This is a genomic window from Salinivibrio kushneri (assembly GCF_027286325.1).
Classification (GTDB): Bacteria; Pseudomonadota; Gammaproteobacteria; order Enterobacterales; family Vibrionaceae; genus Salinivibrio; species Salinivibrio kushneri_A.
Map to the genome: position 1 here is coordinate 2,081,237 of NZ_CP114588.1, position 14,362 is coordinate 2,095,598.

Annotated in this window: 10 protein-coding genes; 4 read left to right on the plus strand and 6 right to left on the minus strand. The window is 52.8% G+C overall.

Going from position 1 to position 14,362, the window contains the following annotated elements:
• Positions 1-376 precede the first annotated feature (376 nt).
• Positions 377-994, plus strand: coding sequence for a YitT family protein (locus tag N8M53_RS09815; RefSeq protein WP_269578650.1), 618 nt, complete (start codon positions 377-379; stop codon positions 992-994).
• Between the two features lie 103 nt (positions 995-1,097).
• Here N8M53_RS09815 and glnB read toward each other — a convergent pair whose 3' ends face one another.
• Entirely contained in the window at positions 1,098-1,436 is a 339-nt protein-coding gene (gene glnB, locus N8M53_RS09820) for a nitrogen regulatory protein P-II (protein ID WP_046074987.1), read from the minus strand.
• 150 nt (positions 1,437-1,586) lie between these two features.
• A complete protein-coding gene (purL, locus tag N8M53_RS09825; protein ID WP_269578651.1) occupies positions 1,587-5,477 on the minus strand; it encodes a phosphoribosylformylglycinamidine synthase in 3,891 nt (1,296 codons plus the stop codon).
• A 401-nt stretch (positions 5,478-5,878) separates the two neighbouring features.
• On the opposite strand from purL, the gene mltF reads away from it, so the two are divergent.
• Both mltF and N8M53_RS09835 read left to right on the plus strand, forming a co-directional pair.
• Positions 5,879-7,399 (plus strand): membrane-bound lytic murein transglycosylase MltF, encoded by a 1,521-nt coding sequence (gene mltF / locus N8M53_RS09830; RefSeq protein WP_269580024.1) that lies wholly within the window; start codon positions 5,879-5,881, stop codon positions 7,397-7,399.
• Between the two features lie 7 nt (positions 7,400-7,406).
• On the plus strand, positions 7,407-7,568 hold the full coding sequence (locus tag N8M53_RS09835) for a hypothetical protein (protein ID WP_167369481.1): 162 nt from the start codon (positions 7,407-7,409) through the stop codon (positions 7,566-7,568).
• Here the strand turns inward: N8M53_RS09835 and tadA are convergent.
• Positions 7,565-8,107: a tRNA adenosine(34) deaminase TadA gene (tadA, locus tag N8M53_RS09840; RefSeq protein WP_269578652.1), complete on the minus strand. Its 543-nt coding sequence runs from the start codon at positions 8,105-8,107 to the stop codon at positions 7,565-7,567. The genes N8M53_RS09835 and tadA overlap by 4 nt on opposite strands.
• A 98-nt stretch (positions 8,108-8,205) precedes the next feature.
• Positions 8,206-9,720: an AbgT family transporter gene (locus tag N8M53_RS09845; protein WP_269580025.1), complete on the minus strand. Its 1,515-nt coding sequence runs from the start codon at positions 9,718-9,720 to the stop codon at positions 8,206-8,208.
• 348 nt (positions 9,721-10,068) lie between these two features.
• Between N8M53_RS09845 and N8M53_RS09850 the strand changes: the two genes are divergently transcribed.
• Positions 10,069-10,929 (plus strand): pirin family protein, encoded by an 861-nt coding sequence (locus N8M53_RS09850; RefSeq protein WP_269578653.1) that lies wholly within the window; start codon positions 10,069-10,071, stop codon positions 10,927-10,929.
• Positions 10,930-11,037: 108 nt separating this feature from the next.
• On the opposite strand, the gene guaA is transcribed toward N8M53_RS09850, so the two are convergent.
• Together guaA and guaB are read right to left on the minus strand one after the other, a co-directional pair.
• On the minus strand, positions 11,038-12,615 hold the full coding sequence (gene guaA, locus N8M53_RS09855) for a glutamine-hydrolyzing GMP synthase (protein WP_269578654.1): 1,578 nt from the start codon (positions 12,613-12,615) through the stop codon (positions 11,038-11,040).
• Positions 12,616-12,690: 75 nt separating this feature from the next.
• Positions 12,691-14,154 carry an IMP dehydrogenase gene (gene guaB, locus N8M53_RS09860; RefSeq protein WP_269578655.1) on the minus strand — a complete coding sequence of 488 codons (1,464 nt, stop codon included), beginning with the start codon at positions 14,152-14,154 and terminating at the stop codon, positions 12,691-12,693.
• Positions 14,155-14,362 lie beyond the last annotated feature (208 nt).

Consider the following 14,362-nt stretch of genomic DNA (forward strand, 5'->3'; position numbering starts at 1 on the left):
GATTAAGCCAAGGAAAGTTGTTGATTACAGCCACTTTACGCAAACGTTTCCGTTACCGCCATGACTGCGTTTGCTATTCTACAAAAAATCCATCCTGTCAGGTAGCCTGTGCCACACTTTTTTCTTTCCCAGCAATCGCAGCACAAGAACGATACCGAGCACGCAAGGTGTAAAGGTTTTACAGCTAAGTATCATAATGCTGACATCCTGCAATCAAGTTATTTACCTAGCCGGCTTTCTCTTAACGCCAATTGGCGATAAAATCCGCGCCCGATTATCCCATTAACTTTTTTACCGCCGGCCCGCTGGGTTTTGGCGGCCTTTTTGTTGTTATCTCGTTTTGTTGTTGTCACGCTAATAAGTAGGGAGAAGCCGTGTGAGTCAGTATCAACACAGCTTTAAAGAAGACATTATTGCTATCGCCTCAGGCGCGTTTTTAGTCGCCCAGGGGGTGTTTTTTTTGCAACAAGCCGGACTATTAACCGGCGGAACCACAGGTCTTGCCTTGTTGGTCAGCCAGTTTACAGACCTATCGTTCGGTACTTTGTATTTTCTGTGTAATTGCCCGTTTTATTTAATGGCTTGGTTTCGTATGAGCCCGCGCTTTGCTGTGCGTAGCCTACTCGCCGGTGGTGCGGTATCGGTGATGGCCGATCATATTGCCTACTTTTTTCAAATCACCTGGCTGGCTCCCGCCTATTGCGCGGTCATAGGTGGCTTGCTGATGGGCGTCGGCATGTTGATGATCTTCCGTCACAATGCCAGCTTGGGCGGCTTTAACGTCTTGGTGCTCTATTGTCAGGACAAGTTTGGGATCTCGGCAGGAAAACTGCAAATGGGCATCGACTGCACCATCCTGGCGTTATCTTTCTTCCTCATCGACCTCAATCTCTTGATGTGGTCGGTGGTTGGCGCGATTGTGCTCAATTTAGTCTTGGCGATGAATCATAAGCCCGGGCGCTATCAGGCGCATCCTGCTAACCCCGGCGCTTGAGCGACCTCTCAACGCCAATCAATCTAACAACACGGCGCAAAACAACAAAGCCAAGCACGATGCTTGGCTTTTTGCTACTGCTCGTATTCGCTTATAGCGCGTATCAAATCGCTTCTTCGTCTTCTTCACCGGTACGGATGCGCACCACGCGCTCAACATCAAAGACAAAGATTTTGCCATCACCGATTTTACCGGTTTGTGCGGTATCAATAATGGTATCCACACATTGCTCGGCTACATCGTTACTGACGATCACTTCAAGCTTCACCTTAGGCAGAAAGTCGACCATATATTCGGCGCCACGATACAGTTCAGTGTGGCCTTTTTGACGGCCAAAGCCTTTGACCTCTGAGACGGTCATCCCCGTAATACCCACGTCTGCGAGCGCCTCGCGTACGTCATCGAGTTTAAATGGCTTGATGATGGCTTCAATTTTTTTCATTCCGTTATCCCTCTCGTTGGCCGCTGGCCGGTCCTGATGGATCAAGTGTTTAGCTCAAATTGTATCGCAGCAGGATAAAAAATCATCCATCGATTCACGCATAACACGAAAAAGCCGCCAAACGATGGCGGCTGATATCCTATTTCGCGGTTAACCTAGGGTCACTCGTGCGTTGCGGAACATACGCATCCACGCACTGTCTTCGCCCCAATCATCGGGGTGCCAAGAATTAGCGACGGTACGGAATACCCGCTCAGGGTGCGGCATCATAATAGTGACGCGGCCCGACTCAGTGGTCAGCGCGGTAATGCCATCTGGTGAGCCATTCGGGTTGGCAGGATACACTTGTGTTGGCTGGCCGTGATTATCGGTGTAACGCAGCGCCACCGTGCCTGACGCCTCAATAGCCGCCAGATGTTCTGAATCACGCACCTCAACGCGTCCCTCACCATGCGATACCGCAATGGGCATCCGTGATCCCGCCATCCCAGCAAAGAAGGCGGAGGGGCTTGATTGCACTTCCACCATGCTAAAGCGCGCTTCAAAGCGCTCCGACTCGTTACGAACAAATCGTGGCCAGTGTGCGGCGCCTGGGATCAGTTCATGCAGGTTCGATAGCATCTGGCAGCCATTACACACGCCAAGTGCCAAGGTGTCTTCACGCGTAAAGAAGTCACTGAATTGATCGCGTGCACGGCTGTTAAACAGAATTGATTTCGCCCAACCTTCACCAGCGCCTAACACGTCACCGTAAGAGAAACCACCACAGGCCACCAGCCCTTGGAAACCGTCCAAACTGACGCGTCCTGAGAGAATGTCACTCATATGAACGTCCACAGCGTTAAAGCCAGCACGATCGAAGGCGGCGGCCATTTCCACATGCGAGTTCACGCCTTGCTCACGCAAAATAGCCATCGTCGGTTGTTGACCGGTAGCGATATATGGCGCAGCAATATCTTGGTGCACATCAAAACTCAGGCTGGCGTGTAACCCAGGATCGGCCGCCTGCTTGGCGTCAAACTCTTGACGAGCGCAGTCCGGATTATCGCGACGCGCTTGCATTTGGTAGGTAGTTTCAGCCCAAATCTGACGCAGGTGCTGGCGACTGGCGTGATAGATAGGCGCCTCACCGTGACGCAAGATAATCTCATCGCTATCACTTAGGCCGCCAATTAGGTGACTGCATGCGGTTAATTGATGTTCATCCAACACCGCATTAACACGCTCGAGATCTTGCGCTGCCACTTGGATCACCGCGCCCAGTTCTTCGTTAAACAGCACCGACAAGGCATCGTCGCCTAAACGGGCGATATCTACGTCGATACCGGTGTGACCGGCAAACGCCATTTCCGCCAAGGTGACGAACAGTCCGCCATCGGCTCGATCGTGATACGCCAGTAACTTTTGCTCTGCTACCAAGGTTTGCATCGCATTGAAAAAACCTTTTAGGCGGGCGCTGCTGGTGACATCGGCAGGCTTATCGCCCAACTGGTGATAAACCTGAGCCAACGCGGTCGCGCCCAGACGCTGCGCCCCCTCACCGAGATCAATCGCGATCAGGTGGCTGTCGCCTTTATCAGTACGCAGTTGTGGGGTCACGGTACGACGCACATCTTCCACGCGGCCAAAGGCGGTGATAATCAGCGACATCGGCGCGGTGACGGTTTTGTTTTCACCGTCTTGCTGCCACTGGGTTTTCATCGACATCGAGTCTTTACCCACCGGAATGGTCAGTGACAGCTCAGGACACAGCTCCTCGCCCACGGCTTTAACCGCTTCGTACAAGCCGGCGTCTTCGCCCGGATGACCTGCCGCGGACATCCAGTTCGCAGACAGTTTAATGTTAGTCAGGCTACCAATATCGGCACAGGCGATATTGGTAAGTGCTTCGCCGACCGCCATACGGGCAGAAGCAGCAAAGTCGAGCAAGGCCGCAGGCGTTCGCTCACCCATCGCCATCGCCTCGCCGTGATAGCTGTCATAGCTGGCTGCCGTTACCGCGCAGTTGGCGACCGGTACCTGCCAAGGGCCGACCATTTGGTCACGCGCAACCAGTCCAGTCACCGAACGGTCACCGATGGTGATCAAGAAGGTTTTCTCCGCCACCGCTGGCAAGCGTAAAACACGCTCACAGGCTTCCGGCAGCTCAATGCCTTGGGTGTTAAGTGCGGTACCTGTCACTTGCTGACGCGTGACATCCCGATGCATTTTGGGCGCTTTCCCCAGCAAGATATCCATCGGCATGTCGATGGGGGTATTGTCGAAGTGGCTATCTTCAAGCGACAGATGACGCGCATCGGTGGCCTCACCAATCACCGCGTACGGCGCCCGTTCACGCTCGCACAAGGCTTCAAAAAGCGCCATATTTTCCGGTTTAACCGCCAAGACATAACGCTCTTGTGACTCGTTACACCAAATGGCGAGCGGACTCATTCCCGGCTCATCATTAGGAATGTCACGCAAGTTAAAGCGTCCACCGCGGCCGCCATCATCGACCAACTCTGGCATCGCATTGGACAGGCCACCTGCGCCCACATCGTGGATAAAGGCAATCGGATTGTCCTCACCAAGTTGCCAGCAGCGATCAATCACCTCTTGGCAGCGACGTTCCATTTCTGGATTCTCACGCTGTACCGAGGCAAAGTCTAAGTCTTCCGCAGACTGACCTGACGCCATGGACGATGCCGCCCCGCCGCCAAGGCCGATGTTCATCGCCGGGCCACCTAATACAATCAGTTTGGCCCCCACATCAATCTCATCTTTTTGTACATGGCCGTCGCGGATGTTCCCCATCCCACCAGCGATCATGATGGGTTTGTGATAACCACGCACTTCCTCACCGGCATGCGAGGTCACCAATTGCTCATAGGTACGGAAATAGCCCAGCAAGTTAGGTCGGCCAAATTCGTTGTTAAACGCCGCGCCACCTAACGGGCCTTCCAGCATAATATCGAGCGCAGTGGCAATGCGCTCAGGCTTGCCATAATCGCGCTCCCACGGCTGAATAAAGCCCGGAATTTTGAGGTTAGAGACGGAAAAACCGACCAATCCTGCTTTGGGTTTGCCCCCGACACCGGTCGCCCCCTCGTCACGAATCTCACCGCCAGAGCCGGTCGCCGCGCCTGGCCAAGGTGAAATCGCAGTAGGATGGTTGTGGGTTTCCACCTTCATCAAAATATGAGCCGGCTCATGGTGATATTGATAAGTGTGGCTGTCAGGGCTGGGGAAAAAGCGCCCAACGTTTGAGCCCGTCATCACGGCTGCGTTGTCTTTATACGCCGACAACACGTTATCTGGGGTTTGCTCATAGGTGTTTTTGATCATCTTAAACAGCGACTTAGGCTGCTTTTCACCATCAATGGTCCAGTCGGCGTTGAAAATTTTGTGTCGGCAATGCTCTGAGTTGGCTTGCGCAAACATCATCAGTTCGATGTCGTTAGGATTACGCCCCAGCTGGGTGAAGTTCTCGACCAGATAGTCAATTTCGTCTTCTGCCAGTGCCAACCCTAAGGCTTGATTGGCCTCGACTAAGGCGGCGCGGCCACCTGAGAGAATGTCTACGCTATGCATCGGCGCAGGTTCCGCTTGCTCGAACAGCACCGCGGCAGCCTCAAGCTCACTGAACACCGTTTCCATCATCCGGTCGTGCAACAATCCGATTAAGGTCGCGTGTTGCTCACTCGTCAGGGAGGCAGATAACTGAATATAGTACGCCGTCCCGCGCTCTAAGCGTTTAACCGCGTCCAGGCCGCAGTTATGGGCAATATCGGTCGCCTTCGAGGACCATGGAGACAAGGTGCCCGGACGTGGGGTCACAAGAAACAGCGTCCCCTCCGGGGCATGCGGTGGTAAGGTTGGTCCGTAAGTCAGTAGCTTTTCGAGCTTCTCGCGACTGGCGCCATCCAAAGGCTGATGCAAATCGGCGAAATGAATAAACTCAGCATACAGTGCCGTGACAGGTAACTGGTGTGCTTGGCAGCTCGCCAGTAATTTGTTGACACGAAACTCAGACAGTGCGGGGGAACCACGCAAAATATCCATGTGCGTACGTCTCTCGTTAGCGGTAAATGAAAGGGGTATACCCAAGTTATCGCATCTTGGCACCATAACTTGGGTATCACCACCGGCATTGCCGCAATGGTTGCTCTCTCCGTTATCGTTAACGCTGATTCCCAGGGCAGACCTCCCAAGTGCTCGGAGGTTTCGCCACGCCACACGCGCTTTAATACTGGCGTTTTGCCTAGGCGGCCGCCATTATAGGGGAAAACTGTCACCGACAACACACCTGACGCAACCGTTTGCGCAAAAAATTTTCCCTCTATCGGTCTGACGTCTATTCACGTAGAATGACGCGTCTATCGATCATCGCTAGCCGTTTGATGCTGGCATGCAACAGTGAGCGACAGCCTTTGACACAGCGTGACTTTTCTTTGCGATCATGGATGATTGGCCTAACGGTGCTTGTGCTTAGCCTCGCCGTCACAGGCTGTGATTGGACCTTCGACGATCGTACCGTTCTAGAAAAAATCCGAGACCGTGGCGTTTTAAGAGTCGGGACACTCAACAACGAGCTCTCATACTATATTGGTCCTGACGGCCCCACCGGGCTGGATTACGAGCTCGCCTCTCGGTTTGCCGATGAGCTTGGGGTTAAGCTAGAGATGGTGCCCACTTATACACTTTCCGGCCTCTTTCCAGCTCTTGAACGCGGCGACGTGGATCTGATTGCCGCAGGCCTTACCATTACCGACCAACGTTTAGCCCAGTTTCGCCCTGGTCCTGCCTATTACTTTGTCAGCCAGCAAGTGGTGTATAAAAAGGGACATTGGCGCCCGCGCGATGTCGATGACTTTGACCGAGAGAATGCCATTATGGCGGTGGTGGAAGACTCTAGCCACGACCTCACCTTGCAAGCGCTAAAACAAGATCACCCCGATCTCAGCTGGAAAGTCGTGCAGGACGCCGACGATGATGAGCTACTTAAACAAGTTGCAGACGGTGAGATTGACTTTACCATTGCCGACTCTGTCGATATTGCCTTGATGCAACGCACCCACCCAGATATTGCCGTTGCCATGGCCCTCAGTGAAGACGAGCCTGTAGCTTGGTTTATGAAAAAACAAGGCGACAGCAGCGCCTATGCCTTAATGGTTAACTTTTTTGGTGAGCTTAACCAAACTGGCGAATTGGCTATCTTAGAAGAGAAGTATTTTGGTCACGTTGATCAATTTGATTACGTCGATACCCGCGCCTTTTTACGGGCACTAGAGAGCAAATTACCCAAGTGGGAGCCGCTCTTCAAAAAGCACGCCAACGATTTTGACTGGCGCCTGCTCGCCGCCTTGTCGTATCAAGAATCGCATTGGAACCCTCGGGCAATCTCGCCCACTGGGGTGCGCGGTATGATGATGCTTACCCTGCCGACCGCCAAATCAGTGGGCGTGCGCAATCGTCTCGACCCAGAGCAAAGCATTAAAGGCGGCTCGCTCTACCTGCAACGTGTACTTGATCGTGTGCCTGACAGTGTCAATCCACACGAGCGCATTTGGTTTGCCCTCGCCTCTTATAACATTGGTTTTGGCCATATGATGGACGCACGCCGACTTACAGAAGCTCAAGGGGCCGATCCTAACTCTTGGAGCGATGTAAAACAGCGTCTGCCATTGTTAGCCAAGCGCCAGTATTACACCCAAACACGCTATGGTTACGCACGTGGCTACGAAGCGCTTAGCTACGTCGAGAATATTCGCCGCTACTACCAAAGTATTCTAGGCTATGAGAAGGCACACATAGAATCTCTCGACAGCCAACAAGTTGAAGATCTCGGTGGTCTGCAGACGATCGTCGCCCCTGACGAGCCGTCGGATGATGCCTCCGAGAATGCAACCGAGCAAGCGCCTGACCCGGCGTCATCACAGTCAGAGGATAACTCGACACCGCAATTAGACACGCAACCGCAATGAGGACAGCATGGTTCCAAGAAAACGGCTGGTGAAACAGAGCTTTCGCAAAAACAATATTTCATCCGCTAATCGGCGTAAGCGTATGCGCCAAAATATGCATAAAAAGGTGCTTTGGCGACAACGTGCCTTCGCGATTCGTGAATTTGCCGCCTTTGATGATGCGTTTTAGGACACCTTGCCTGAGTCAGGCAAACACGGTTGAGATTGACGGGCTGCTTTTTTAGCGGCCTTTTTTTCGGCGCGACGACGGCGGAAAAAGGCTTGCAGTTGCGCACGGCATTCCGCTTCTAGCACTCCCCCCTCACTTTTCACATGGTGATTCACACCGTCATAGCTGAGTAAGTTCATTACCGAGCCGGCAGCCCCCGTTTTGGGATCGGGCGCGCCAAAATAAACCTTTCTGACACGGCCATGCACTATCGCCGCCGCACACATGGGGCAAGGCTCTAATGTCACATAAAGATCCGCGTCCAATAAACGATAATTGCCCAGCACTTGGCCGGCTTGGCGTAATGCCATGACTTCGGCATGGGCGGTGGCATCATGCTGGGTAATGGTTCGGTTCCACCCCGTGCCCACAACTTCACCTTGATACACCACCACGGCGCCGACAGGCACTTCACCCTCTTGTTCCGCCTTGTCTGCTAGGTGGATCGCTTGGCGCATATAAACGTCGTGCTCGCTATCCGACGCGTGTGGATCTTTCATCCCAACCTCTGTGACTAACAACCTAATACGCCCTCAGTATACGATACAAATAAGCCGGCTCGAAGGCCGGCTTAAGACACTCAACGCGCAACAGCGTATTACTGCACCAAGTATTGGTAACTGGCTTGAATGCCCAGAGGCAATCCTAGCCCCCAGTAAGCAAGCAGGAATAAGGTCCAACCTACTAGCATGGTAAGCGAGTAAGGGATCATCATTGAGGCCACGGTGCCAATACCCGTGGTTTTCACGTAGCGCTGGCAATACACCACCACTAGTGGGAAGAACACCATTAATGGCGAGATAATGTTCGACACGGAATCCCCTACACGGTAAGCCGCTTGCGACAATTCAGGGGAGATCCCCACCACCATTAACATCGGCACGAGAATCGGCCCAATCAGCCCCCATTTCGCCGACGCTGAACCAATCAACAAGTTCACCATTGCCGTCAGCAGGATCATCCCCACGATGGTCAACTCACCCGGAAGCTTCATCGATTGCAACAGCTCCGCGCCGTTGAGCGCCAATAGAGTACCAATGTTGGATTGGGTAAATGCGGCTAAGAATTGCGCACAGAAGAATGCCATCACCATGTATGCGCCCATAGTCGCCATGGTGTCAGACATGGATTTAATCACATCTTGACTGGTTTTAAAGGTGCCCGCGGTTTTACCATAAACAATGCCTGGAATGATAAACAGCACAAAAATCAGCGGTACGATTGATTGCATAATCGGTGCATCAAACGCAGTCAGCTCACCCGCAGGAGAGCGAAGCGGGGACGTTTCCGGCCATGAGGCCGCCACCAGCGCAGCGATCCCTAGCAGCATCGCCAGCCCAGCACGGTTAAAGGCTTTACCTTCAATCGCCGTAAAAGAGCCCAAATCCGGTGCCTCTTCAGCATCCTCATCAATCGGCATACGATTTAGGCGTGGTTCGACAATTTTCTCAGTCACAAACCAGCCTAGCGCCACAATCAAAATCGATGACAAGCCAGTGAAATACAGGTTCGCAAGCGGGTTTACCTGATAGCTATCGTCCAACACATGCGCGGCAGATTCAGTAAAACCGGCCAGTAATGGATCGATCCCTGACGGAATAAAGTTCGCGGAGAAGCCGCCGGATACACCAGCAAAGGCGGCAGCAATACCGGCCAGAGGATGACGACCCGCCGCGTGGAAGATAATCCCGCCGAGTGGGATCACCAGCACATAGCCAGCATCTGCGGCAGTGTGGGATACAATCGCCACCAAAATCAGCATTGGTGTGAGCGCTTGCTTCGGCGTCACACTCAGCATTTTCTTAAGTCCGGTGGTAATAAAACCGGACTGATCGGCCACACCGACACCAAGCATCGCCACCAAAACAATCCCCAGCGGCGCAAATCCAGTAAAGGTGTCAACCATATTGGCTAAAAAGTGGGCTAGCGCATCGCCGGTGAGCAGATTTTTGACTTGGACAGCGTCACCGGTCAAAGGGTGGACTGAATCAAAAGAGACCTGAGAAAGAATGGCTGATAATACCCACACGGTGATCAGCCCCCAAAAAAACAATAGCGCGGGATCCGGAATGCGGTTCCCTGCCCGCTCTATCATGTTCAAAAACCGATCCATGCCGCGCGGCTGGCCAGCATCGGCTGAGTCGCTTATGTGTTGGCTCACTGTTTACTCCATTTTTCGATGTTGTGTCTGTGCTTGCCTGCTGAAGCAGGTTTCAATGACATTAAAATGACAAACTTTCACCAGTAAAGCAAAAAACAGCATAGTTAGCCACAAGCAAGCCAGTTAACCAAATGTTAAATTGTTTTGTAGTTAGAAAGGCAGCACAAAAAACGTATACTTACCGAGCGCACTGAAACATTTAGAAACAAAAACCCCACTGGCGTGGAATAGGAGTGTGGATCCTTAGCACTCTGCAGCAGCGACGATATAATGAAGGGACATTAATGGTAGGAGAGCACCATGAAATCCATTTCGCGTATTACTAAAGCCCCTGCTGCACACTGGGTAGGCAATGGTTTCCCAGCCCGCTCGCTATTTTCCTATCACCATCAAGCGGCGGAGATGAGCCCCTTTTTACTGCTGGACTATGCCGGTCCAATGCACTTTCCTGCCGATGGCGTGAAGCGAGGGGTGGGTGAACACCCCCATCGTGGCTTTGAAACCGTGACCATTGTGTATCAAGGCGAAGTGGAGCATCGTGACTCCACTGGTAAAGGCGGCGTGATTGGCCCCGGGGATGTGCAGTGGATGACTGCAGGCAGCGGCATTATGCATGAGGAATTTCATTCCAGTGCGTTCAGCCACACTGGCGGCGAGCTGCAAATGGTGCAGCTGTGGGTTAATCTTCCCAAACAAGACAAAATGACCGACCCCAGTTATCAAGGCATTCAAAAAGCCGATATCCCCGAGGTTACCCTCGCCGATAAGGCGGGCACATTACGGGTCATTGCCGGTGAGTTTGACGGTCATCAGGGGCCGGCCAAAACCTTCAGCCCGATGCAGGTTTGGGATATACGGCTAAACGCTGACGGGAAAACGCAGCTTACGCTTCCCCAAGACTGGACCACCGCGGTGGTGGTGCTGGAAGGCAACGTCAGTATCAACGGCGCCGACCCAATTGGCGACGCCGATATGGCACTGCTTAGCCGCCAAGGCCGTGAAGTCGCATTGCACGCCTCACAAGATAGCGTAATTTTGCTACTCAGTGGCGAGCCCATCACCGATCCCATCGTCGGTCATGGCCCCTTTGTGATGAATACCAAGCAAGAGATTTTGCAAGCGTTCAACGATCTGCAAGCAGGCAAATTCGGGCAGCTGTAGAAACTGAACCTGGACCGCTGTTATCCGCGAATACCAATAAAAAAGTCCGCCATTTCGCGGACTTTTTCTATTTAAAGCTTGTTCAGGCTAAACCGCCTCGGTTGGAAATCATTCCCACTCAATCGTCGCTGGCGGTTTGCCGGAGACGTCGTAAACCACGCGGGAGATGCCGTCGACTTCGTTGATGATGCGGTTTGATACCTTACCCAGGAAATCGTATGGCAGGTGTGCCCAGTGTGCAGTCATAAAGTCGATGGTCTCAACAGCACGCAGGGCAATGATCCAGTCGTATTTACGGCCATCGCCCATCACGCCTACCGAACGAACCGGTAGGAATACCGCAAAGGCTTGCGAGACTTTCTCGTAGAGATCGGCGTTGCGCAGCTCTTCGATAAAGATCGCATCGGCGCGACGAAGCAGATCGCAATATTCTTTTTGAATCTCGCCCAGCACGCGCACGCCGAGGCCTGGCCCTGGGAAGGGGTGGCGATAAAGCATGTGGTACGGTAAGCCTAGCTCAAGGCCAATTTTACGCACTTCGTCTTTGAACAACTCTTTGAGTGGCTCAACTAAGCCCATTTCCATCTCTTCCGGCAAACCACCGACGTTGTGGTGTGATTTGATCACATGCGCTTTACCGGTTTTCGAGGCTGCTGACTCAATTACATCCGGGTAGATAGTACCTTGTGCCAGCCACTTAGCATTTTTCATTTTGCTCGCTTGCTCATCGAATACCTCGACAAACACGCGGCCAATGATTTTACGCTTGGCTTCCGGATCCGCTTCGCCTTTAAGGGCATAGAGGAAACGGTCTTCGGCGTTGACATGGACGATGTTCAAACCAAAGTGGTCACCGAACATTTCCAGTACTTGCTCGCCTTCATTAAGACGCAATAGGCCGTTATCGACGAAGACACACGTGAGCTTATCGCCAATTGCACGGTGAACCAGCATGGCGACCACGGAAGAATCGACGCCGCCAGACAAGCCAAGGATCACTTCATCATCCCCCACCTGCTCACGAATACGCTCAATCGCATCGTCAATAATGGTGGCTGGTGTCCACAAGCGCTCGCATTGGCAGATTTGCATCACAAACTGCTCCAACATGCGTTGGCCTTGGCGCGTGTGAGTGACTTCTGGGTGGAATTGCACGCCATAAAAACGCTTATCTTCATTGGCCATGGCCGCGAAGGGGCAAGTGTCTGTCTCGGCCACTTTGACAAAATCTTCTGGAATGGCGACCACTTTATCACCATGGCTCATCCATACATCAAGGAGCGCATGCCCGTCATCGGCGATGGCATCTTCAATGCCATCAAACAGCGCGCTTTGTCCAACGCGTTTTACTTGCGCGTAGCCAAATTCACGGTGCTCAGAGCCGGCCACCTTACCACCGAGCTGCTCAGCCATGGTCTGCATGCCATAACAAACCCCCAACACTGGCACGCCGGCGTTAAAGACATACTGCGGCGCTCGTGGAGAGTTCTCCTCGGCCACGCTCTCTGGGCCACCGGATAAGATGATGCCGTTAGGGGCAAAATCACGAATGTCTTGCTCGTCGACATCCCAGCTCCAAAGTTCACAATACACACCGATTTCACGGACACGGCGCGCAATCAATTGGGTGTACTGGGAGCCAAAATCAAGGATCAAAATACGTTGAGCATGAATGTTCTGGGTCATTATCTGGCTTTCTCAATTAAGTGGAACAAAGGGGAGCTGTGCTCCCCTCTCAAATGCATCGCGGTGGTGATGTCTTTAGCCGAGGCGATAGTTCGGCGCTTCTTTAGTAATGGTGACATCATGCGCGTGTGACTCTTTCATGCCCGCGCCTGTCACGCGAACAAACTGTGCTTGGGTGCGCATCTCTTCAATGGTGGCAGAGCCGGTGAGACCCATGCTAGAGCGCAGACCACCCATTTGCTGATGAATGATCTCTTTCATCATGCCTTTGTAATCAACACGCCCTTCAATGCCTTCAGGCACCAGCTTGTCTGCGGCGTTATCGCTTTGGAAGTAACGGTCAGACGAGCCTTTCGACATCGCCCCTACCGAGCCCATACCACGATAAGATTTATAAGCACGGCCTTGGTAAAGCTCCACTTCACCCGGTGACTCTTCGGTACCGGCGAGCATTGAGCCCACCATCACACAGGATGCACCGGCAGCAATCGCTTTACACAAATCCCCTGAGAAGCGGATACCGCCATCGGCAATCACAGGAATGCCGTACTCTTGCGCCACAGCGGCCGCATCACTGATCGCCGTGATCTGCGGGACACCGACGCCAGTGACGATACGCGTGGTACAGATTGAGCCTGGGCCAATGCCAACCTTGACGGCATCGACACCGGCTTCAATCAGGGCGCGTGCGCCTTCAGCGGTGGCGACGTTGCCGCCCACAATCTGCAGGTTCGGGTACGCGGCACGTGCATCACGAATACGTTGCAGAACTCCTTCAGAGTGGCCGTGTGATGAATCAATCAGCAATACATCTACACCCGCTTCAACCAAGGCGGCAATGCGTTCTTCGTTGCCCGCACCGGCACCAACCGCGCCGCCGACACGCAAGCGACCCTGCTCGTCTTTACAAGCATTAGGCTTGCTTTCTGCTTTTTGGAAATCTTTGGCGGTGATCATACCGGTAAGATGATGGCTTGAGTTGACCACCAAAATCTTTTCGACACGGTGCTGTTGCATGAGCTGCTGTACCTGCTCACGCTCTGCGCCTTCTTGCACGGTTGCCAGGCGGGATTTTGGTGTCATCACGTCTTCGACGCGCTTGCTTAAGTCAGACACAAAACGCACGTCACGGCCTGTGATGATCCCCACCAGCTCTTTTTGTGCATTGACAACAGGGTAACCCGCAAAGCCGTTACGCTCAGTCAGTGCCTTCACGTCAGCAATGGTCATTTCTGGGGTCACAGTCACTGGATTGGTGACCATGCCTGCTTCATAGATTTTGACCAGGCGTACTTGTTCGGCTTGTTGCTCAATGGTCATGTTCTTATGGATAAAGCCAAGACCACCTTCTTGCGCCAAGGCAATCGCCAAACGGGCTTCGGTCACCGTGTCCATCGCGGCGGATAGAACAGGAATGTTTAAGCTGATCGAGCGTGTCAGTTTTGTACGCAGATCGGCATGGTTAGGAAGAACATTTGAGTGGGCAGGGACGAGGAGTACATCGTCAAAGGTTAGCGCTTCTTTCGCGATTCTCAGCATTGCAATATCTCACACCAAAATTTGTGAAGGGGAACAAAATATTGCCGCAGCATTATACGGGCAGCGCAAACGTTTGGCTATCGATTTTTACTAAGAATGTCCGTTTGTTGGGCTACTCAGATTTAGTCGGTTGATTTATCAACAGATATCCGCGGGACTTTTTAGCAACCGATTGCTCAAGGTCTATTTGGCATACCGGAATGCGGCA